Below are 18655 nucleotides of genomic sequence, written 5' to 3' on the forward strand. Positions count from 1 at the left end.
CCGCGCCATGAGGACGAGGGCGTTCCTTCGACCCGAATCAAACAGACCTGTCTGTTCGAAAGGACATCCGATGACCTCCTCCCGCCCCCCGGTGGCCACCACCATGCGCGCGGTCCTGCTGGAAGAGTTCGGCAGCCCCCTCGTCCTCGGCGCGATCCGCACCCCCGCACCCGGCCCCGGCCAGGCGCTGGTCCGGATCGCGGCCTCCGGGGTGAACCCCCTGGACACCAAGATCAGTGCCGGGAAGGCCGCCCACGCCCGCATCCGGCCGCCCGCCGTGCTCGGCCTCGACCTGGCCGGTGTCGTCGAGGAGGTCGGGGCGGACGTCACCGGCCTCGCACCCGGGGACGAGGTCTTCGGCATGACCGGCGGGGTCGGCGACCTCCAGGGGTCACTGGCCGAGTACGCGGCCGTGGACGCCCGGCTGCTGGCCCGCAAGCCCGCCGCGCTGACGATGCGTCAGGCAGCGGCGCTCCCGCTGGTCTTCATCACCGCCTGGGAGGGGCTGGTGGACCGGGCGGGCGTGCACGGCGGACAGAAGGTGCTCGTCCACGGCGGGGCCGGCGGCATCGGGCACGTGGCCGTCCAGCTCGCCCGGGCCCGCGGCGCCGAGGTCTTCGCCACCGGCTCGCCGCGCAGCCTGGAGACCATCGCCGCCCTCGGGGCGACCCCGATCGACCGCACCGCCACCCCGGTCGACGCCTACGTCGCCGAGCACACCGGCGGCGAGGGCTTCGACGTCGTCGTCGACACCGTCGGCGGGGAGACGCTCGACGCCTCCTTCACCGCGGTGCGCACCTACACCGGCCATGTGGTGAGCGCCCTCGGCTGGGGCAGCCACAGCCTCGCGCCGCTGTCCTTCCGCGGTGCCAGCTACTCCGGGGTCTTCACACTGCTGCCGATGCTCACCGGCCGCGGGCGCGAGCACCACGGCGGGATCCTGCGCGAGGCCGCCGCCCTCGCCGAGGCCGGGGCGCTGCGGCCGCTGGTCGACCCGCGCCGCTTCACCCTGGCCACGGCCGCCGAGGCGCACGGCGTGGTCGAGCGCGGCGAGGGCCGGGGCAAGGTCGTCGTGGACGTCGCCGGGTGACGGTGCCCGGCGGTCAGCGGCGGTAGCAGTACGAGTCCGAGGAGGCGTCGCCGCCTTCCAGGCGCGTCTGGTGCACCCGAAGTCCCCGGAAGTCCGGGCCGTGCGGGAAGAAGCCGCTGTCGACGCGGAGCCCGCCGCGTGAGGTGTCGGCGTCGAGCTTGACCATCCACGGGTCGATGCCCTCGGGGTAGAACTGCGCGTCCCAGGCGGCGTAGAGGGAGTTCGTCACGTACACCCGCCGGCCGTCGCGGCTGAGCTCGACCATCTGCGCTCCGCCGGTCAGCGGGACGTCCGGCTCGGCGGGGTGCGTCTGCCGGCCGGTGATGCCGCCCAGCCGCACGGACGCGGTCCGCCTCGGCCGGAGCGGGTCGCCCACGTCGTACTGGTGGAGGTCACCGGTCCCCCACGCGGAGACGTACAGCCAGCGGTCGTCCACCGACAGGTCGATGTCGGTGATCAACGGGGGCACGGCGCCGAACGGCCGCAGCGCGGGGGGCAGGTCCTCCGCGCGGGCGGGCTCGGCGGGCAGGCTGATCACCTTGCGGACCGTGAAGTCGCCGCCCTCCCGGGTCCACAGCCACACCGACGCCGACAGGTCCTCGACGTCGACGACGGTGTTCACGAACCCCCAGGTGGCTTCGGGGTCGTGCGAGAGACGCAGCTCCAGCACCATCTGGTTCTCGTCCCCCAGGTCGACGCGCTGCAGGTGCCGGCCCGTGTCCAGGTCCCAGAAGTGCACCGCGTGCCCGTAGCGGCGGTCCAGCAGCAGTTCGGGCACGAGCCCGCCCTCGATCATCGAGGGGCTGCCCCACTCGCTGGTCACGGCGATGGTCTCGCGCAGGTGCCACCAGACGTCGTAGGCGAGCGACTGCGGTCCGCGCTCGCTCTCCCAGGCCCGCAGCACGTCGAAGGTCTCGTGGTCCAGCAGTGCGACGCCGCCGGGCCCGTCCGCGCCGTCCGCGCCGCCGAGGCAGGACAGGAACACCCCGTCGGGGCCGCAGTGGAGGGTGTGCGGCCGCGAGTAACCGGCCCTGGCGGCGAGCTCCCCGGCCTCGACCACCTTGACCAGGCGCGGGCGGGTGGGATCGGGGCCGGTGTCGAGGACGTGCAGCCGGGAGGAGCGCAGACCCGGGACGATCAGGTAGCGCCGCGCCGCGTGGTGGTGGCCGGCGTGGGCCAGCGCGCTCGAGCACGCGTTCCAGCCGAAGTGGTGCAGTTCGTTGCCCCGGCCGGGCATCTCCACATGGGCGGCCACCTGGCCGTACACCGGTGATCCCGGATCGGTGACGACGGTGAACAGCGCGTCCGGGCGCTCCCCGGCCGGGTCGAAACCGACGACGTAGGCGAGCTTCTCGGCGGGCGCGGCGACGGCGTCCGCCGGGGTGCGGTACAGGGTGGGGTCACGGTGGCCGTCGCGGTCGTGCTCGGTCGTCGTCATGGCTGTTCCCTCTCCCGTACGGGAGCCCGGACCAGGGGCCTTGCGGCGGACGACCGGGCCCGGCCGTGCGGGATCTGTGTGCGGACGCCGGACAGATGTCCCGTACGACGAGCGTTTCACAGCCCCGCAGAGGTGCCAAGGCGGGACCCCGGGCGCCCGGACGGCCCGCCCCGCACCGGGCCCGGTTGCCGGGACGCGGGCGGCACTGGACCGGACGGCGGGGCCGGCAATAGGTTGCGGCCTCGTGACCTACGACGACGCCACCGTCATGTCCCCACCCGTGCGGCCGGCCGAGGGCGAGCCGGTCTTCGTCCCGAAGGCGACGACCGTCCTCGTCGTGGCCGCGCTCGGGGCCTGCGTACTGGTGAACGCCGCGCTGCTCGTCGCCCGGTTGCTCCTCGACCGCGCCGCCGGCGGCTCGGCCGCCGCCCTTGCGCGTGGCGACGAGGTCGTCACCCTCACCGGTCTGAGCCATCTCGCCTTCGTGCTCACCGGAGTCGTCTTCCTGCGCTGGCTGTGGCAGATGCGGGTGAACGCCGAGGCGCTGGCCCCCGGCGGCCACCGGATGCGACGCGGCTGGACCACGGGCGCGTGGCTGATACCGCTGGTCGGTTTCGTCCTGCCCAAGCGGATCATCAACGACATCTGGGCCGCCAGTTCCCCGCCCGGACGCCCCCGGCGCACCAGTGTGCTGCTGACCTCGTGGTGGCTGCTCTTCGTGGCGGCGCAGCTCCTCGCCTCCCCCTCCGCCACCACGGGCCCGTCCGCGGCGCAGACGGCCGGCGCCGCGCTCTACGTCCTGGCCGGGGCGCTGTGCATCGCCGTGGTGCTGCGGCTCGCCGCGATGCAGCGGACGCGCCTGCGGGGCTGAGGGCGGCGGGCCGTCCGGCGCCGGCGGCGTGCACCGCCGGCGCCCCTGGGGCCTGCCGTCACATTGACGTCGGCCGCCCGGAGGGCGGGCCCCGCGGTTCCCCAGCTCCGCTGGGAGGCACCCCCAAGTGCGGTGCATCGCAAGGCGGAGAGTCGTCCTCGTAGTGGGCTACCCGGACGACTCGACAACTCCCCCTGGCCGAAGGCTGGGGGGGGTGGCGTGCCTGGGGGCACCTCCCAGCGCCAGCCGGGGGAGCGGCGCGGGGCAGGCGGCAATGTGAGGACGGGCCCCAGGCCGTCAGGCCCCGGCGGCCGAGGCCAGGTAGGCGGAGGTGGCCCCGGGGTCGTAGAAGTACGACTCGTAGTCCGACGGATCGTCGAAGCCGTTGGCGAAGCGGTTCGCGACCGCCGGCAGTTGCCCGGCGGCACCGATCAGGCCCAGGACGTGCTCCGGCGGCGGGCCGAGGAGGGCGTTGGTCCACTTGGTCACCGGCTCGGCGGTGGCCCAGAAGCGGGCGAAGGCGGACTCCATCCAGTCCCGGTCGAAGGGCTTGTCGCCGTGCTCGACGATGGCGTCGAGGTAGGCGGCCGCGCACTTGGAGGCGCTGTTGGAGCCCTGCCCGGTGATCGGGTCGTTGGCCACGACGACGTCGGCGACGCCCAGCACCAGCCCGCCGGAGGGCAGTTCCGCCACGGGGTGCCGGACCACCGGCGCGAAACGCCCGGCCAGGGTGCCGCCGGCGTCCGTCAGCTCGACGTCACGGGCGCGGTCGTGCTCCCACGGCAGGTGACGCTCCATCAGCTCCAGGGTGATGTGCAGGTGTTCCTGCGGGTCCTTGACGCCGCCGAAGACGTCGAGCGGACCGCCCGGGAGCCCCTCCCAGAAGAGGATGTCGCAGGGGCCGGAGGTGGTGAACGCCGGGATCACGATCAGTTCGCCGGCGCCGGGCACCATGTTGAGCCGCACCGCGTGGAAGTCGGGGTGCTCCGGACGCGGGCCGAGGCCGTGCACGTAGGCGACGGCCAGCGCACGTTGCGGGCTGTCGTACGGGGAACGCTCGGCGTCCCGGCCGAACATGGAGACCAGCTCGCCCTTGCCCGCCGCGACCATCACCAGGTCGTAGGCGCGGGAGAAGTAGTCCAGGTCGCCGACGGTCACGCCGTGCACGACCAGCTTGCCGCCGCGCTCGACGAAGGTCTCCAGCCAGCCGGCCATCTTCACCCGCTGGTCGACGGACTGCGCGTACGCGTCGAGCCGTCCCACCCAGTCGACGGGCCGTGATCCGTCGGGGGCGGCGACGGAGACCCCCAGGCCCTCGATCCGCGGGGTCTGGTCCTCCCAGAAGCCGAGGCCGAGGTCGCGCTCGTGGCCCAGCGCCGTGCCGAACATGCACTGGGTGGACATGACACGCCCCTGGCGTATCTCGTCCGCCGTGCGGTTGGACATGACGGTGACCTCGTATCCCCGGGACTGCAGGCCCAGGGCCAGTTGGAGCCCGGACTGGCCGGCTCCCACGATCAGTATCTTGCGCAAGGCGGCATGCTCTCTCGTACGGTGCGGCTGGGATGCGTCCGGCGGGCGTCCCCACGACCCCGCCGGAAGACTGCTACTCCGGCTGGGCGACGAGGGCCTGCTTGACCAGGGCCAGCAGTACCTGGATCACCGACTGTCGGTCGCGGGCGTCGCATATCACCACCGGGATCTCGTCCGGCACGGCGAGCGCCTCGCGGACGTCGATCTCGTCGTAGGCGGTGGTGCCCTCGAAGCGGTTGACCGCCACGGCGTAGGGCAGGCCGCTGCTCTCGAAGTAGTCCAGTGCCGGGAAGGCGTCGGCCAGCCGGCGGGTGTCGGCGAGGACGACGGCGCCGATCGCCCCGCGCACCAGGTCGTCCCACATGAACCAGAAACGCTGCTGGCCGGGGGTGCCGAACAGGTAGAGCACGAGCTCCCGGTCGAGGGTGATCCGGCCGAAGTCCATCGCCACCGTGGTGGTGGTCTTGTCCGGGGTGGAACCGAGGTCGTCGATGTCCTCACTGGCACTGGTCATCACCGCCTCGGTGGTGAGCGGGGTGATCTCCGAGACCGTGCCGACGAAGGTGGTCTTGCCCACGCCGAAGCCGCCCGCCACCACGATCTTGGTCGAGGTGGGGGCCTGGCTCACGTCCAGCTGCCACTCCTGCAGGCCGTCTTCTTCCGCGAGGGACGACATGTCAGAGCCTGCGAAGTCCACCGAGAACCCTCTCCAGCAGTGCGCGATCGGGGGCGCCGGGCCCGTGCCCGGTCCCGTACACGCGGATCCTTCCCTGATCGGCCAGGTCGCTGAGCAGCACCCGGACGACCCCGAGCGGCATGCGCAGCAGCGCCGAGATCTCCGCCACCGAGCGCATCCGGCGGCACAGCTCCACGATGGCCCGCATCTCCGGCATGACGCGCTCGGCCCAGCTGCCCGAGGTCAGCTCCCTGCGTTCGGTGGAGGCGTCGATCGTCGCGACGAAGGTCTCCACCAGCAGCACGTGGCCGAAGGACGTACGGCCGCCGGTCAGCGCGTACGGGCGTACCCGGGCGGCCCTGCGCCCGGCACCCCGTACGGGGAGGACGGCGGCCGCCCGGGCCGCGGCGATCACCGGACGGCGCATCAGCGGCCCCCCTCGATCGCCTGGCGCAGCTCCGTGCGGAGCGCCGGGGTGAGCACGTGGCCGGCCCGGCCCACGAACAGGGCCATGTGGTAGGCCACCACGCTCATGTCGCACTCGGCGTCCGCGTGGACGCCGAGCAGCGAACCGTCCCCGATCGTCATCACGAACACGCTGCCGTTCTCCATCGCCACCCCCGTCTGGCGCACGCCGCCACCTTCCATCAGGCGCGCGGCGCCGTCGGTCAGCGAGGCGATGCCGGAGACCACCGTGGCCAGGTCGGCGGAGGTGCCCGCCGGGCCCTTGGGGCGTCCGGCCGCGCCGTCCTCCGCGCCTTCGTCAGCCGCGTCGGCCTCGTCCTCGGGCTCCGAGGTCAGCAGCAGCAGTCCGTCCGAGGACACGACGGCCACGGAGCGGACCCCGGGCACGTCCTCCACGAAATTGCTCAGCAGCCACTGGAGGCTACGTGCCTCGTGGCTCAGGCCCCGTTCACTCTGGGTGTCCGTACCGGCCGACATCAACCGCGTGCCTCCTCGACGCCTTCGGCTTCGACTTGTTGGTGTCCCCCCGAACTGCCTTCTGCCGCGGCCGCGTCCGCGGCCGTCCTCGGCGCGGGCACACCGCGCCGGATCTCCTGCGTCTCGGCCTCGGCCTCCGCCCGGCCGTCGCGCAGACCCCGGGCGAAGCCGCCGAGCTTGCGCCGCAGCTCCTCCGGGTCCACCCCGCCGCCCTGCCGGGCCCGCCCACGGAGCTGCGGTTCACCCGACAGCCCCGTGGACCGCGGCACCCGCTGCGGGAGCCCCTTGGCGGTCAGCGCCACGCCGTCCTGCATCTCCACGGAGGCCGGAGCCGGTGCCGCGGGCGGCGCAGCGGGCGCCTCTGCGGCTCCGCCCGGTGCCGACGCGGTATCCGGGGCCGGTGTCGGGGCGGGGGCGGGCTGGTCGGCGCGGGCGTGCTCGATGGCGTCGCCCCCGGGACCGGGCGCCTCATCGGGCGCCGGCTCCGCCACGGGCTCCACGGCCGCCGGTGCCGTCCGCTCCGCCTTCCCGGCCTGCTCGTCGCGTGCGCTCCGCAGCGCCGTGCCCGGCTGCCACGGCTCGCCCGCGACGGCCGCCTCCACGGGGGTCTGCGGGCCGTCCGGGTCTTCCGCCGGCGCGGTGAGCGCCGCGGGGACGACCACCACTGCGGTGGTGCCGCCGCGCTTGGCGTCGCGGAGCTGGACGCGGATGCCGTGCCGGGCGGCGAGCCGGGCGACGACGTAGACGCCCATGCCGGTGGCCTCGCCGCCGGAGGCCTGCTCCGGGGGATCGGCCTGCGTCAGCAGCGCGTTGAGCTCATCCAGCCGGGCCGTGGGGATGCCGATGCCCTGGTCCTCGACCGACAGCATCAGCTCGCCGCTCTCCAGCATCCAGCCGGACAGCTCCACCTCGGTCTCCGGCGGGGAGAACGCGGCCGCGTTCTCCAGGAGCTCGGCGACCAGGTGGCTCAGGTCGTCGGAGGCGAAGCCGGCGATGCGTCCCGCGGGCAGCTGCTGGATGCGGACGCGCTCGTACTTGTCGATCTCGGAGACCGCGGCGCGCGCCACGTCGACCAGCGGGACGGGCTTGGGCTGCGCGTGACCGTGTTCGGCTCCGGCGAGCAGCAGCAGGTTCTCGCTGTTGCGGCGCATGCGGGTGGCCAGGTGGTCCAGCTTGAACAGCTGGGCGAGCTCGTCCGGGTCGTGGACCAGTTCCTCCAGCCGCTCGATCAGCGTGAGCTGGCGCTCGACCAGACCTAGGGTGCGCAGCGTCAGGTTGACGTAGGTGCCGTGGACGTTGCCCTGCAGGTCGCCCAGGCGCGTGGTGAGCGCCTCCTGCCGGCCGTGCAGCAGGTCGCGTTCCGCGGCGAGGGCGTCCCGTACGCCCTGGAGCTTGGTGTGTTCGGCGTCCTGCGCGGCGACGCGCTCGCGCAGCCCGGCGACCTCGGCGCGGAGCGCGTTGACCGCCCGGGCCGTCGCCGCGAACTCGTCGGAGCCGACGATCCTGACCTGCTCGCCCGCGGGGACGTCCCCGCGGGCGAAGCGGCCCAGCGCGGCGGCCGGCCGGGTGATGGAGCGGGCCGTGGAGACGCCGACGCCGAGGACGAGCAGGAAGCACACGGAGGCGAGGGCGACGTGGAGTTCGAGGGCCGTCACGTCGTCGTCCCGCAGCGCGGCGAGCCGGTCGGCGGCGGCGGCGGCGAGCGAGGACTCGACGCCGCGCATCATGTCGATCCGCGCGGAGAGCGCCGCCTGGACCGCTCGCGGCTTGAGCGCGCGGTCGGCGGCGGACAGCGAGGAGCTGTTCAGCAGCTGCTTCAGGCGCTTGTCGGCCTGGTTGACGTCGGAGCCGGTGACCGTCTGGTCGTACTGCTCGACCGCGGCCTGCGAGGCCCCGCCGCGGAAGTCGGCGAGCGCGGACCGCTCGCTGACGGCGGCGGTCTGCGCGGCAGTGACCAGGGCGGACTCCTCGCCGCCCGCGGTGAGCGCGCCGACCAGCAGGCCGCGCTGGACGGAAGCCTGGTCGACGGCGCGGGCGAGTCCGGGCAGCGCGGTGGTGTCGGCGGAGGCGCCGCGGGCGGGCAGCGAGCGGGCGACGGCGGCGCCGACCCCGTTCAGCGCCCGGATCGCCGGGTCGTAGGCCGCGACGGCCGCCTCGGCGGAGCCGGGGCCGGAGAGCACCTTCTGCCGGACGGCGGGGAGTTCCCCGAGCTGCCGGACGACCTCGGCGGTCGCGTCGGCGAAGGCCGGGGCGTCGTCGGTGTCGGTGTCGGCCGCCGCCGTCAGCACCTCCTGGACCTGGCGGTCGACCCGCTCCCGCTGGGCCTCGGAGACGCCCGTGCCGCCCTCGGTGGAGCGGCCGCCGGCCACGAAGACGGCCATGCCGTCGCGTTCGTCGGCCAGGGCGTGGGACAACGAGACCGCCTGGGCCTCCAGCCGCGCCATGCCGACCAGCCGCTGGGACTCGGCCAGATCGCGCACGCCCGTGGCCACGCCCGGGGCGGAGGCGGCCAGGACCGTGACGGCGCAGATCAGCAGGGCGCCCAGCAGTCTCTGCCGTACGCGCTTGGTCCGCGGGTTACGTCGTGTTCGCACCGGTGCTCGCTATCCCGTCTCGCCTGGTCCACTGGTCCCGAGATGACGACACATCGGCCGAGCGCCGAGCACGGCAACGTCTGGCCTCATCCCGGCATCGTCCCGACCTTCTCAGGCCGACCCGGAATGCAGATGTGCGTCCCCCGCCCCGACACTCGAACGAGTGAATCGCAACGACAAGTTGACGTTCAACTCCCCGGCTGGATCGTTACGCGCACGCCCCCCGGACGTCCGGGACCGGAACTGGCATCGGAGCCGCCGCCCTGGCAGGATGCGCACCTTCACTGGCCGGTAACCCCCGGCGAGCGCCTCCGGGGTTCGAACAGCTCCCCCGGGCGGCTGCTGCAGACTGGCCGCATGCGCATCGAGACGGCGACCGAGCCCGGCAGCCCCGGACGCCCCAACGAGGACTTCGTCGCGGTGGCCATGCCCGCGTCAGGCGGCGGCGGTTCACTGGTCCTGCTGGACGGCGTCACCCCTCCCGACGGCCCCACGGGATGCCGTCACGACGTCCCCTGGTACGTCGCCGAGCTGGGCGGATCCATGATCGAACTGTCCGTTTCGCCCGCGGCCCCGAGCCTGGCGCAGTGTCTCGCGGAATCCGTCCTGCGCACCGCCGACGCGCACCGCGGCACCTGTGACCTTTCTCACCGCCGCACCCCGCAGGCGACCGTGGTGGCGGTCCGGTGGAATGCGGACACCGTGGAGCATCTGGTGCTATCCGACTCGGTGTTGCTCATCGAGGACACCACAGGTCACGTCGGTGCCGTGCGCGACGACCGGCTGGGCCGGCTGCCCGGTCCGGTGCCCGCGCTGCGCGCCGCGGTGCGTGCCCTGCCGCGCGGCACGGCCGCCCGTGCCGAGGCCGCCGCGGAGTACGGGCGGGCGGTGGAGGCCCTGCGCAACGCCGAGGGCGGCTTCTTCACCGCTGCGGCGGACCCCGCGGTCGCCGAGCGCGCCGTCACGGGCACCCGGCCGCGCTCGCGGGTCCGCGCGGTCGCGGCCCTGACGGACGGCGCCGCCCGGCTGGTCGAGGTCTTCCACGAGCAGGACTGGCAGGGCACGTTCGCACTGCTGCGCAAGGCCGGCCCCGAGGAGCTCCTGCGGCGCGTGCGCGCCGCGGAGTCCGCCGACCCGGACGGCACCCGCTTCCCCCGCGGCAAGGCGCGCGACGACGCGACCGCGGTGTTCGCGCAGTGGTGACGGCGGCGTGGCCGCGCGCCGGGGCGGAGGACCGCGCGGGTCAGGCGCCGTCCTGCTCCTGCGAGTCGTTCAGCTGGCCCAGCAGCCGGGCCAGTTCGCGCAGTTCGTCCCGGTCCCAGCCGCTGAGCCGGCTGACGTAACGCGCCCGGCGCGCCGTGCGGACGCGTGAGAAGCGCTCGGCGCCCCCCGTGGTGAGCTGCACCAGGTAGGCCCGGCCGTCGGCGGGGTCCGGTTCGCGCCGGATGAGTCCGAGCACCTCCAGGGCGCGCAGTTGACGGCTCATCGTGGCCTTGCCGACGCCGAAGTAGCCGGCGAGCACGGTGGCCCGCTCGGGACCGGTCTCGGCGAGCCTGGCGAGGATCCCGTACGCCGCGGGCTCCAGGTCCGGATGGACCTCGCGGGCCATCTCGCCGGAGGAGGCTCGGGCGCGCCGCAACAGGACGGTGAGCTCGCGTTCGAGCGCCTCCATCACGGGGTCCGCCTCCCCGGGGGAGCCGGCGGTTCCGGCCACCTCGTCACCCGCTTTCCGTCGTGAAACCTGTCATATCCGGCCGCCGTGTACACAGCGTCCCCAGTATTTCGCAGACGCCGACGCACGGCGTGACCAGGGCCCCTTCCCCACTTGGTGTCCCCGCCCCGCACGGCCCGGCCACGCGGCCGCCGCCGCGTGGGCCGGCTGCGGCACGCACGGGAGCGGCCCCTCCTCAGGCCGTGGGAGGGGCCGCTCTCCATTCACCCGGTCAGGGCCTGACTCAGGCCGCGACGGGGGCTTCCAGCCCGGAGTCCGCACCGGTGACGGCGGGCTCCAGGGCCAGCTTGAGCACGTGCCGGACGTCCGAGACCGCGTGGACCTCCAGCTTCTCCAGGACCTCGGCGGGGACGTCGTCCAGGTCCGCCTCGTTCCTCTTGGGGATCACCACGGTGGTGATCCCGGCGCGGTGCGCCGCCAGCAGCTTCTGCTTGACACCGCCGATCGGCAGCACGCGCCCGGTCAGCGACACCTCGCCGGTCATCGCCACGTCGGTGCGGACCCGCCGCCCCGACAGGAGCGAGGCCAGCGCGGTGGTCATGGTGACACCCGCGCTCGGGCCGTCCTTGGGCACCGCGCCCGCGGGGACGTGGAGGTGGACGCCGCGCTCCTTCAGGTCGCCGACCGGCAGCTCCAGTTCGGCGCCGTGCGAGCGCAGGAAGGAGAGCGCGATCTGCGCGGACTCCTTCATCACGTCGCCCAGCTGCCCGGTGAGCTGCAGCCCGCTGCCGCCGGTCTCCGGGTCGGCCAGCGACGCCTCGATGTAGAGGACGTCGCCGCCCGCGCCGGTCACCGCCAGGCCGGTGGACACGCCGGGCACCGCCGTGCGCCGCTCCTGCGGGTCCTGCGCCGACTCCGGCACGTGGTGCGGCCGCCCGATGAGGTCGCGCAGGTCCTGCGGGGTCACCGTGAACGGCAGCTCGCGCTCGCCGAGTTCGTGCTTGGCCGCGACCTTCCGCAGGATGCGGGCGATCGAACGCTCCAGGGTGCGCACGCCCGCCTCGCGGGTGTACTCCCCGGCCAGCTTGCGCAGGGCCGCGTCGTCGACCGTCACCTCGTCCTCGCCGAGCCCGGCCAGCTCGCGCTGGCGCGGCAGCAGGTGGTCACGGGCGATGACGACCTTCTCGTCCTCGGTGTAGCCGTCCAGCCGCACCAGTTCCATGCGGTCCAGCAGCGGCTCCGGGATGGCCTCCAGGACGTTGGCGGTGGCGAGGAACACCACGTCGCTCAGGTCCAGCTCGACCTCCAGGTAGTGGTCCCGGAAGGTGTGGTTCTGGGCCGGGTCCAGGACCTCCAGCAGGGCCGCGGCCGGGTCGCCGCGGTAGTCGGAGCCCACCTTGTCGATCTCGTCCAGCAGGACCACCGGGTTCATGGACCCGGCCTCCTTGATGGCGCGCACCAGGCGGCCGGGCAGCGCGCCGACGTAGGTGCGCCGGTGGCCGCGGATCTCCGCCTCGTCGCGGACGCCGCCGAGCGAGACCCGCACGAACTTCCGCCCCATGGCGCGGGCCACGGACTCGCCGAGCGAGGTCTTGCCGACGCCGGGCGGGCCCACCAGGGCCAGCACCGCGCCTCCGCGGCGGCCGCCGACGACCCCGAGACCGCGGTCGTTGCGCCGCTTGCGCACGGCCAGGTACTCGGTGATGCGCTCCTTCACGTCCTCCAGGCCCGCGTGGTCGGCGTCCAGCACCGCGCGCGCGCCGGGGATGTCGTAGGCGTCCTGGGTCGTGGTGTTCCACGGCAGCTCCAGGACGGTGTCGAGCCAGGTGCGGATCCAGCTGCCCTCGGGGGACGCGTCACTGGACCGCTCCAGCTTCTCGACCTCCTTCAGGGCGGCCTCGCGCGCCTTCTCGGGCAGGTCGGCGGCCTCGACGCGGGAACGGTAGTCGTCCGCCTCGTCCTCAGGGTCGCCGTTCAGCTCGGCCAGCTCCTTGCGGACGGCCTGCAGCTGCTGCCGCAGCAGGAACTCGCGCTGCTGCTTCTCCATGCCCTCCTGGACGTCCTTGCGGATGGTCTCCGCGACGTCCTGCTCGGCCAGGTGGTCACGCAGCCACTGCGTGGCCAGCTTCAGCCGGGCGACCGGGTCCAGGGTCTCCAGCAGCTCGATGCGCTGGCTGGTGGTGAGGAAGCCGGAGTAGCCGGCGTTGTCCGCGAGCTGCGAGACGTCCTCGATCTGCTGGACGCGGTCCACGACCTGCCAGGCGCCGCGCTTGCGCAGCCAGCTGGTGGCCAGGGCCTTGTACTCCTTCATGAGCTCCGCGACGGTGCCCGGGGCCTCGGCCGGTGCGGTCTCGGAGAGCTCGGTGCCCTCCACCCACAGGGCGCCGCCGGGGCCGGTCGTGCCGGCGCCGATGCGCACGCGGCTCACCGCGCGGATCACGGCACCGGGATCGCCGTCCGACAGGCGTCCCACCTGCTCGACGGTGCCCAGCGTGCCCACGCCCGCGTAGTCCCCGTCCACCCGGGGAACGAGCAGCACCCGCGGCTTGTTGCCGAGTCCGGGCCGACCGGACCGCTGGGCGGCCTGCGCCGCCTCGACCGCGGCGCGCGCCTCGGCGTCGGTCAGGTCCACCGGCACGACCATGCCGGGCAGGACCACCGAGTCGTCGAGGGGCAGCACGGGCAGGGTGAGCGGCGCGAACGCCGACGAAGACGATTGAGCCATTATCTCTCCCTAAGCAATCAAGTTGAGCTATGCAGACTCAATGCATCTGATGCCCCTGGTGTTCCCCGAGCCGTGTTCGCTCTGAGCGATCGGCCGCGCCGCACGGTGCGCGCCTCCGCCGCCGCCCCCGAGAACCGTTCGCGGGGGCGGCGGCGATAGAGGGGCGTGAGACTCTTCCGCCCCATGAGCCATGAGCCGCCCGGGGACGACGCGCTGATGCGCGCGATCGCCCGGGGCGACACCCAGGCCCTCGCCGATCTGTACGACCGCCATTCCGGATGGCTGCACGCCCGGCTCACGCGGCGCTGCCCGGACCCGGAGACCGTCCGGGAGGTGCTGCAGGACACCTTCGTGGCGGCCTGGCGCTCGGCGGGCACCCACGGCGGCGGAGCCGCGGGCGGCTGGTTGTGGGTGATCGCCGCCCGGCGGCTGGCGGACGCCCGCCGCGCCGCGGTGCGGGCCGGCACCCGCGACCTCCTGGCCGCGGAGGAGCCCGGCACCACCCCCTCCGCCGAGGAGCACGTCCTCGCCGGCCTGGAGTACGGCGACGTCGGCGCCGCGCTCGACCGGATCTCCCCCGAACTGCGGGCCGTCCTGCGGGCGACCGTGATCGACGGCCTCACCACGCGGGAGGCCGCGCGCCTGCTCGGGATACCCGAAGGCACCGTCAAGACCCGGGCCTCGCGGGCGCGCCGCGAACTGCGCGCCGCCCTCGCCGCCCTCGGCACCGCAGGAGGAGCCGCATGCTGACCCCCGCCCGGGGACGCCTCGCGTGGCGCACCCCCGGAACCCCGCAGGCGGACCGGACCGGCTGGCACGTGCCGGACGGCACGGCCGCCGCCTACGCCGACGGCACGCTCGCCGACCCCGCCGCCTGGTCGGTGGACAAGCACCTGGAGTCCTGTGCGGCCTGCGCCGCCCGGATCTCCTCGCTGGCCAGGGCGGGCGAGGGCGGAGCGGTCCTCTCCGGGGTCCGGGCCGCGGTGCTCACCGCGGCCACGGGCAGCGTGCCCGCCCCGGCCCCGCCGCTCGCGCGGGCGGCCGGGGCCCGGCCCTGGCGCGCCGCCGTCCGGTCCGCGCGCACGCTGCCTCCGGCCTGGGTGGCGTCGGTGCTGCTGACGCTGGCGGTGGCCGTGGCCCTGACGCGTCTGGGCGGGGCGCCGCAGGGACGCCCCTGGCTTCTGCTGCTCGCCCCGGCGCTGCCGCCGGTGGGCGTGGCCCTCGCGTACGGGAGGTACGGCGACCCGGCCCACGAACTGGCCGCGTCGACGCCCTCCGGGGGGCTGCGGCTGCTGCTCACGCGCACCGCAGCCGTGCTGGCGGTGTCCGTGCCGCTGCTGACCGCCGCCGGAGGCGTCCTGGCGGGCACGGGCGCCGCGGTGGCGTGGCTGCTGCCGGGGCTCGTGCTGACCGGGGCCACGCTCGCGCTGGGCAGCTGGACCGGCTGCCACCGGGCCGCCGCCGTGGTGACGGCCGGCTGGCTGTGCGCCGTCGTCCTCTGCGGGCTCCCGACCGGGTCCGCGCCCCTGCTGCTCTCCCCCGCCGCGCAGCCCGCCTGGGCCGCGGCCGGCGCCGCCTGCGCCCTTCTCCTGACCCTTCGCCGTACCGCTTTCGACCACCTGGAGCGCCCATGACGACCGAGCCGACCGTCTCCCTCGACGGTCTGACCGTGAGACATCGCCGGACCACCGCCCTGGACGCCCTCGACCTGCGCGTCGGGCGCGGGGTCCACGGACTGCTCGGGCCCAACGGCGCCGGGAAGACCTCGCTGATCCGGGTGCTCGCCACCGTGGCCGGGTACCGGTCGGGCCGCCTGGAGCTGCTGGGCCACGACCCGGCGACGCAGGCCGGACGCACCGCGATCCGGCGGCGCCTGGGCTACCTGCCGCAGGAGTTCGGCTACTACCCGGGCTTCACGGTGCGCGAGTTCGTGGCGTACGTGGCCTGGCTGAAGGAGATGCCCAAGGCCGCGGTTCCGGCGGCCGTCGACCGCGCGATGGAGCGGGTCGGCGTCGCCGAGCGCGCCGACGTGAGGATCAGGACCCTGTCCGGCGGCATGGTGCGCCGGGTCGGCATCGCCCAGGCCATCGTCAACGACCCCGACCTGCTGCTGCTCGACGAGCCGACCGCCGGTCTCGACCCGGAACAGCGGGTGCAGTTCCGCGCCCTGCTCAGGGAAGTGGGCACCACGGCGACCGTCCTGGTCTCCACCCATCTCGTCGAGGACGTGGCCACCGCCTGCACGGAGGTGACGCTGCTCGACAGCGGACGGACCGCCTTCCGCGGCACCGCGGCGGAGCTGGCCGCGGCCGGGGACGACGACGCGGCCGGGGACAGCCCGATCGAACGCGGCTACACGGCGGCGCTGCGCCGTCACCGCGGTGCGGTCTCCGGCGTCCGGGAGGCCGCCGTATGAGCGCCCCGGGCACCCTGGCCACCGCTCCCCCGGCGCCTCCCGCCGCGCCCCGTGTCCACCGCGTTCACCGTGTCCACCGCACCGAGCTGCTGCGCGGCTTCGGGGCGTGGACGGGGGCCGCCGTGGCCGGCGGCGTCCTCGTCACCGTCCTGGCCAGGCGGTACTCGCTGGGTGACGACTGGGCGGTGCTCCACGGCGCGCTGCGTGAGGCGGGCCTGCTCCTCGGCGGTCCGCTCGCCCTCGCCGCCGGCTGCTGGCAGGGCGGCCGCGAGCGGCGGCGCGGCACCGGCGACCTGCTCGCCTCGGCCGCGCGGCCGCCGCTGCGCAGGGCGCTGGTCGCGGCCCTGCCGTCGATGGCCTGGCCGGTGCTGGGCTATCTGGCGGCGGTCGGCGTGTGCCTGGTGCTGGTCCTTCCCTACGCGTCCCACGGGCACCCCGCGTGGGACCGGCCGGCCGCGGACGCGGTGGCGCTCGGGGCCCTGGGCGCGCTCGGCTTCGCGGCGGGGCGGGCACTGCCCTGGCGCTTCGCGGCACCGCTGCTCGCGGTCGCCGGGTATTTGCTGCTCGGCATCGGCGCCTACGGCGAGTCGGGGGCCACGGTACTCAGCCCCGCGTACGCCGGCCCCTCCGGTGACGCCCCGGTGTGGTGGGCCGCCCACCTCGCGGCGGTGTGGTTCGCCGGAACGGCCGCCGCCGCGCTGCTGGCCGGTCACGCCAGGCGGCGGGTGCTCGCCGTCCTGCCGCTGGTCGTCGCCGTCGCGGCCGCGTCCCTCCTGTACCGGAGCGGCGCGGACCTGTGGCGGCCCGACCCCGCCGCGTCCGCGCTCGTCTGCGACCGGGGCACCCCCACGGTGTGCGTCCGCGCGGCGCACGGCTCGGCCCTGCCTGCGGTGCGCGCGGTGGTGGACCGCGTCGACGCCCGGCTGAACGGCGCCCCGGGGGCGCCCGTCCGGTACCGCGAGGGGGGATCGTCGGAGACGGCGCCGCCCGGGGAGGTCCGGTTCCAGCTGTACGGCGGCGTCTTCCGAGGCCGCCTGGGCGACGACGGCATGCTCTACCGGGACCTCGTGTACGCGGTCTCCTCCTCGGCCGCATGCGAGGGGGACCGAGCCGGAGACCGCGCCTACGCCAACGAGTACGCCGCCCAGGAGTGGCTGCGCCTCGGGCGTCCCCTCTTCCCCGCCGGCCAGGACGAGAACCGCCTCGCGCGGGCGGCGGCGCAGCGCCTGCGCGCCATGACGGCCGCCGACCGCCGTGCCTGGTTCGGCCGCTACCTGGCCGGCGTCCGGGCCTGCGACGTCGGCGGGGTCCCGGCGCCGTGACCCCCACCGGACCCGTCGAGGAGCCCTCACGATGACGCCAACCCTTCTGCCCCTCTATGTCCGCTCACGCGGTCTGCCCGGCGCCGCCGCCGCGCTGGCCGTCCTCTTCGCCGCCTCCCGCTGGGGCGCGGACTGGCTGGTCAGCCGGCCGTTCTTCGACACCGGCGCCCGCGTCCCGGTGGTCGTCCTCGCCCCGGTCCTCGCGGCGGCCGTCACCGGGATCTCCCTCCACACCCACTCCGGGGAAGTGGACCGTGGCGCCCCGCTGCCCTGGTGGCGGTGGCGGGCCGTGCACCTGCTCGCCCTCACCGGGTCTGCGGTGCTCTGGCTGGGCGCAGCGGTCCCCGGGGACCCGGACCGCTTCGGTTCCCCGACGATGGTCCGGGGCGTCCTCGGCTTCACCGGTCTCGCGGCCGCGGGCGCCGCCCTCCTGGGTGCCCGGCTGAGCTGGCTGCCGCCCGTGCTCTACGGCGGCAGCGTCTACCTCGCGGCTCCCCGCACCCCGGGCGGGGCGGCCGCGGTGTGGGCCTGGTCGATGCAGCCGGGCGCCCAGCCCGCGGCCTGGGCGACCGCCGCCGCCCTCTTCGCGGGCGGCGTCGCGCTGGTGGCCGTCCGGGGACCGGCCCCGGGCGGCTGCGGGTGAAAAACCCCGTCCGGCCCGGAGGGGTCATCTCATTACCCTGGGTCCATGGACGCGAACGAAGAGGAACGGCCCGTCACGCTCGACCGTCGTGACGGGCCGTACGGGGAGGTCGCGCTCCGGCGCAGGGGCGGCCGCTACGAGATCATCGCCAACGGCACCTTCCTGATGGACACCTCCGACGGACGCTCGGAACGGCTGCTGGTCGACGCGGCGCTGGACGCCCTACCGGCGGACCGGGCGGAACTGTCGGTGCTGATCGGCGGCCTCGGGGTGGGCTTCTCGCTCGCGCGGGCGGCGGCCGAGCCGCGCTGGGCGCGGATCGCGGTGGCCGAAAGGGAGCGGGCGGTGATCGACTGGCATCACGCGGGCCCGCTGGCGGACTTCTCCGAGCACGCGCTGGAGGACCCGCGGGTGAGCGTCGTCGAGGGCGATCTGGTGGCGTACGTGCGGGAGGCGGACGTGACGTACGACGCGCTGTGCCTGGACATCGACAACGGCCCCGACTGGACGGTCACCGAGGGCAACGGGGGGCTGTACGGACCGGAGGGTCTGGCGGCCTGCAGGGAGCGGCTCGAACCCGGCGGCGTACTGGCGGTATGGTCTGCGCAGCCGTCCGCCGCGTTCGACGACGCCTTGAGGTCGGCGCAGTTCACGCAGGTCCGGACCATCGAGATCCCGGTGAATCGGGGCGTTCCGGATGTCGTGCACCTGGCAATCAAACCCGCATAGCCGC

At 74.8% G+C, this 18655-nt stretch carries 17 protein-coding genes; 9 read left to right on the forward strand and 8 right to left on the reverse strand.

Annotated elements, in window-relative coordinates:
- The first annotated feature begins 70 nt into the window (after positions 1-70).
- Positions 71-1090 carry a zinc-dependent alcohol dehydrogenase family protein gene (locus ACFYYN_RS03755; protein WP_500544556.1) on the forward strand — a complete coding sequence of 340 codons (1020 nt, stop codon included), beginning with the start codon at positions 71-73 and terminating at the stop codon, positions 1088-1090.
- Positions 1091-1103: 13 nt separating this feature from the next.
- Here ACFYYN_RS03755 and ACFYYN_RS03760 read toward each other — a convergent pair whose 3' ends face one another.
- On the reverse strand, positions 1104-2528 hold the full coding sequence (locus ACFYYN_RS03760; protein WP_500544557.1) for a selenium-binding protein SBP56-related protein: 1425 nt from the start codon (positions 2526-2528) through the stop codon (positions 1104-1106).
- A gap of 244 nt (positions 2529-2772) precedes the next feature.
- On the opposite strand from ACFYYN_RS03760, the gene ACFYYN_RS03765 reads away from it, so the two are divergent.
- Positions 2773-3399 (forward strand): DUF4328 domain-containing protein, encoded by a 627-nt coding sequence (locus tag ACFYYN_RS03765; protein ID WP_500544559.1) that lies wholly within the window; start codon positions 2773-2775, stop codon positions 3397-3399.
- 297 nt (positions 3400-3696) lie between these two features.
- On the opposite strand, the gene ACFYYN_RS03770 is transcribed toward ACFYYN_RS03765, so the two are convergent.
- From ACFYYN_RS03770 to ACFYYN_RS03790, 5 genes are all read right to left on the reverse strand, one after another.
- On the reverse strand, positions 3697-4932 hold the full coding sequence (locus tag ACFYYN_RS03770; protein ID WP_500544560.1) for a styrene monooxygenase/indole monooxygenase family protein: 1236 nt from the start codon (positions 4930-4932) through the stop codon (positions 3697-3699).
- Between the two features lie 73 nt (positions 4933-5005).
- Positions 5006-5608, reverse strand: a complete 603-nt coding sequence (locus tag ACFYYN_RS03775; RefSeq protein WP_499513935.1) for a GTP-binding protein — start codon at positions 5606-5608, stop codon at positions 5006-5008.
- Between the two features lies 1 nt (position 5609).
- Positions 5610-6035 carry a DUF742 domain-containing protein gene (locus ACFYYN_RS03780; protein ID WP_499513934.1) on the reverse strand — a complete coding sequence of 142 codons (426 nt, stop codon included), beginning with the start codon at positions 6033-6035 and terminating at the stop codon, positions 5610-5612.
- Positions 6035-6550, reverse strand: a complete 516-nt coding sequence (locus ACFYYN_RS03785; RefSeq protein WP_500544562.1) for a roadblock/LC7 domain-containing protein — start codon at positions 6548-6550, stop codon at positions 6035-6037. The genes ACFYYN_RS03780 and ACFYYN_RS03785 overlap by 1 nt, the downstream gene beginning before the upstream one ends.
- Complete coding sequence (locus ACFYYN_RS03790) at positions 6550-9144, reverse strand: sensor histidine kinase (protein ID WP_500544563.1); 2595 nt, start codon at positions 9142-9144, stop codon at positions 6550-6552. Before ACFYYN_RS03790 ends, ACFYYN_RS03785 begins: the two co-directional genes overlap by 1 nt.
- A gap of 357 nt (positions 9145-9501) precedes the next feature.
- Between ACFYYN_RS03790 and ACFYYN_RS03795 the strand changes: the two genes are divergently transcribed.
- Positions 9502-10347, forward strand: a complete 846-nt coding sequence (locus tag ACFYYN_RS03795; RefSeq protein ID WP_500544564.1) for a hypothetical protein — start codon at positions 9502-9504, stop codon at positions 10345-10347.
- A gap of 40 nt (positions 10348-10387) precedes the next feature.
- Here the strand turns inward: ACFYYN_RS03795 and ACFYYN_RS03800 are convergent, their stop codons facing one another.
- Entirely contained in the window at positions 10388-10816 is a 429-nt protein-coding gene (locus ACFYYN_RS03800) for a MarR family winged helix-turn-helix transcriptional regulator (RefSeq protein ID WP_499516945.1), read from the reverse strand.
- Positions 10817-11099: 283 nt separating this feature from the next.
- On the reverse strand, positions 11100-13541 hold the full coding sequence (gene lon / locus ACFYYN_RS03805; protein WP_500544565.1) for an endopeptidase La: 2442 nt from the start codon (positions 13539-13541) through the stop codon (positions 11100-11102).
- Between the two features lie 183 nt (positions 13542-13724).
- On the opposite strand from lon, the gene ACFYYN_RS03810 reads away from it, so the two are divergent.
- From ACFYYN_RS03810 to ACFYYN_RS03835, 6 genes are read left to right on the forward strand one after another with little or no spacing between them, the layout of a single operon-like run.
- On the forward strand, positions 13725-14291 hold the full coding sequence (locus ACFYYN_RS03810) for an RNA polymerase sigma factor (RefSeq protein WP_500544566.1): 567 nt from the start codon (positions 13725-13727) through the stop codon (positions 14289-14291).
- A complete protein-coding gene (locus tag ACFYYN_RS03815; RefSeq protein WP_500544567.1) occupies positions 14285-15175 on the forward strand; it encodes a zf-HC2 domain-containing protein in 891 nt (296 codons plus the stop codon). The genes ACFYYN_RS03810 and ACFYYN_RS03815 overlap by 7 nt, the downstream gene beginning before the upstream one ends.
- Complete coding sequence (locus tag ACFYYN_RS03820) at positions 15172-15957, forward strand: ABC transporter ATP-binding protein (protein WP_500544568.1); 786 nt, start codon at positions 15172-15174, stop codon at positions 15955-15957. The genes ACFYYN_RS03815 and ACFYYN_RS03820 overlap by 4 nt, the downstream gene beginning before the upstream one ends.
- Positions 15954-17279, forward strand: a complete 1326-nt coding sequence (locus tag ACFYYN_RS03825) for a hypothetical protein (protein WP_500544569.1) — start codon at positions 15954-15956, stop codon at positions 17277-17279. The genes ACFYYN_RS03820 and ACFYYN_RS03825 overlap by 4 nt, the downstream gene beginning before the upstream one ends.
- Positions 17280-17310: 31 nt before the next feature.
- Positions 17311-17922 (forward strand): hypothetical protein, encoded by a 612-nt coding sequence (locus ACFYYN_RS03830; RefSeq protein ID WP_500544570.1) that lies wholly within the window; start codon positions 17311-17313, stop codon positions 17920-17922.
- A gap of 45 nt (positions 17923-17967) precedes the next feature.
- Positions 17968-18651 carry a spermidine synthase family protein gene (locus ACFYYN_RS03835; RefSeq protein ID WP_500325553.1) on the forward strand — a complete coding sequence of 228 codons (684 nt, stop codon included), beginning with the start codon at positions 17968-17970 and terminating at the stop codon, positions 18649-18651.
- Positions 18652-18655 lie beyond the last annotated feature (4 nt).

This window comes from Streptomyces sp. NPDC001902, assembly GCF_042891295.1.
Classification (GTDB): Bacteria; Actinomycetota; Actinomycetes; order Streptomycetales; family Streptomycetaceae; genus Actinacidiphila.

Bases quoted from the DNA above. Each gene is read 5' to 3' on its own strand.
- ACFYYN_RS03800 (WP_499516945.1), bottom strand. From the start codon at position 10,816: ATGGAGGCGCTCGAACGCGAGCTCACCGTCCTGTTGCGGCGCGCCCGA.
- ACFYYN_RS03825 (WP_500544569.1), top strand. From the start codon at position 15,954: ATGAGCGCCCCGGGCACCCTGGCCACCGCTCCCCCGGCGCCTCCCGCC.
- ACFYYN_RS03795 (WP_500544564.1), top strand. From the start codon at position 9,502: ATGCGCATCGAGACGGCGACCGAGCCCGGCAGCCCCGGACGCCCCAAC.
- ACFYYN_RS03815 (WP_500544567.1), top strand. From the start codon at position 14,285: ATGCTGACCCCCGCCCGGGGACGCCTCGCGTGGCGCACCCCCGGAACC.
- lon (WP_500544565.1), bottom strand. From the start codon at position 13,541: ATGGCTCAATCGTCTTCGTCGGCGTTCGCGCCGCTCACCCTGCCCGTG.
- ACFYYN_RS03830 (WP_500544570.1), top strand. From the start codon at position 17,311: ATGACGCCAACCCTTCTGCCCCTCTATGTCCGCTCACGCGGTCTGCCC.
- ACFYYN_RS03785 (WP_500544562.1), bottom strand. From the start codon at position 6,550: ATGTCGGCCGGTACGGACACCCAGAGTGAACGGGGCCTGAGCCACGAG.
- ACFYYN_RS03760 (WP_500544557.1), bottom strand. From the start codon at position 2,528: ATGACGACGACCGAGCACGACCGCGACGGCCACCGTGACCCCACCCTG.
- ACFYYN_RS03810 (WP_500544566.1), top strand. From the start codon at position 13,725: ATGAGCCATGAGCCGCCCGGGGACGACGCGCTGATGCGCGCGATCGCC.
- ACFYYN_RS03775 (WP_499513935.1), bottom strand. From the start codon at position 5,608: ATGTCGTCCCTCGCGGAAGAAGACGGCCTGCAGGAGTGGCAGCTGGAC.
- ACFYYN_RS03755 (WP_500544556.1), top strand. From the start codon at position 71: ATGACCTCCTCCCGCCCCCCGGTGGCCACCACCATGCGCGCGGTCCTG.
- ACFYYN_RS03820 (WP_500544568.1), top strand. From the start codon at position 15,172: ATGACGACCGAGCCGACCGTCTCCCTCGACGGTCTGACCGTGAGACAT.
- ACFYYN_RS03835 (WP_500325553.1), top strand. From the start codon at position 17,968: ATGGACGCGAACGAAGAGGAACGGCCCGTCACGCTCGACCGTCGTGAC.
- ACFYYN_RS03780 (WP_499513934.1), bottom strand. From the start codon at position 6,035: ATGCGCCGTCCGGTGATCGCCGCGGCCCGGGCGGCCGCCGTCCTCCCC.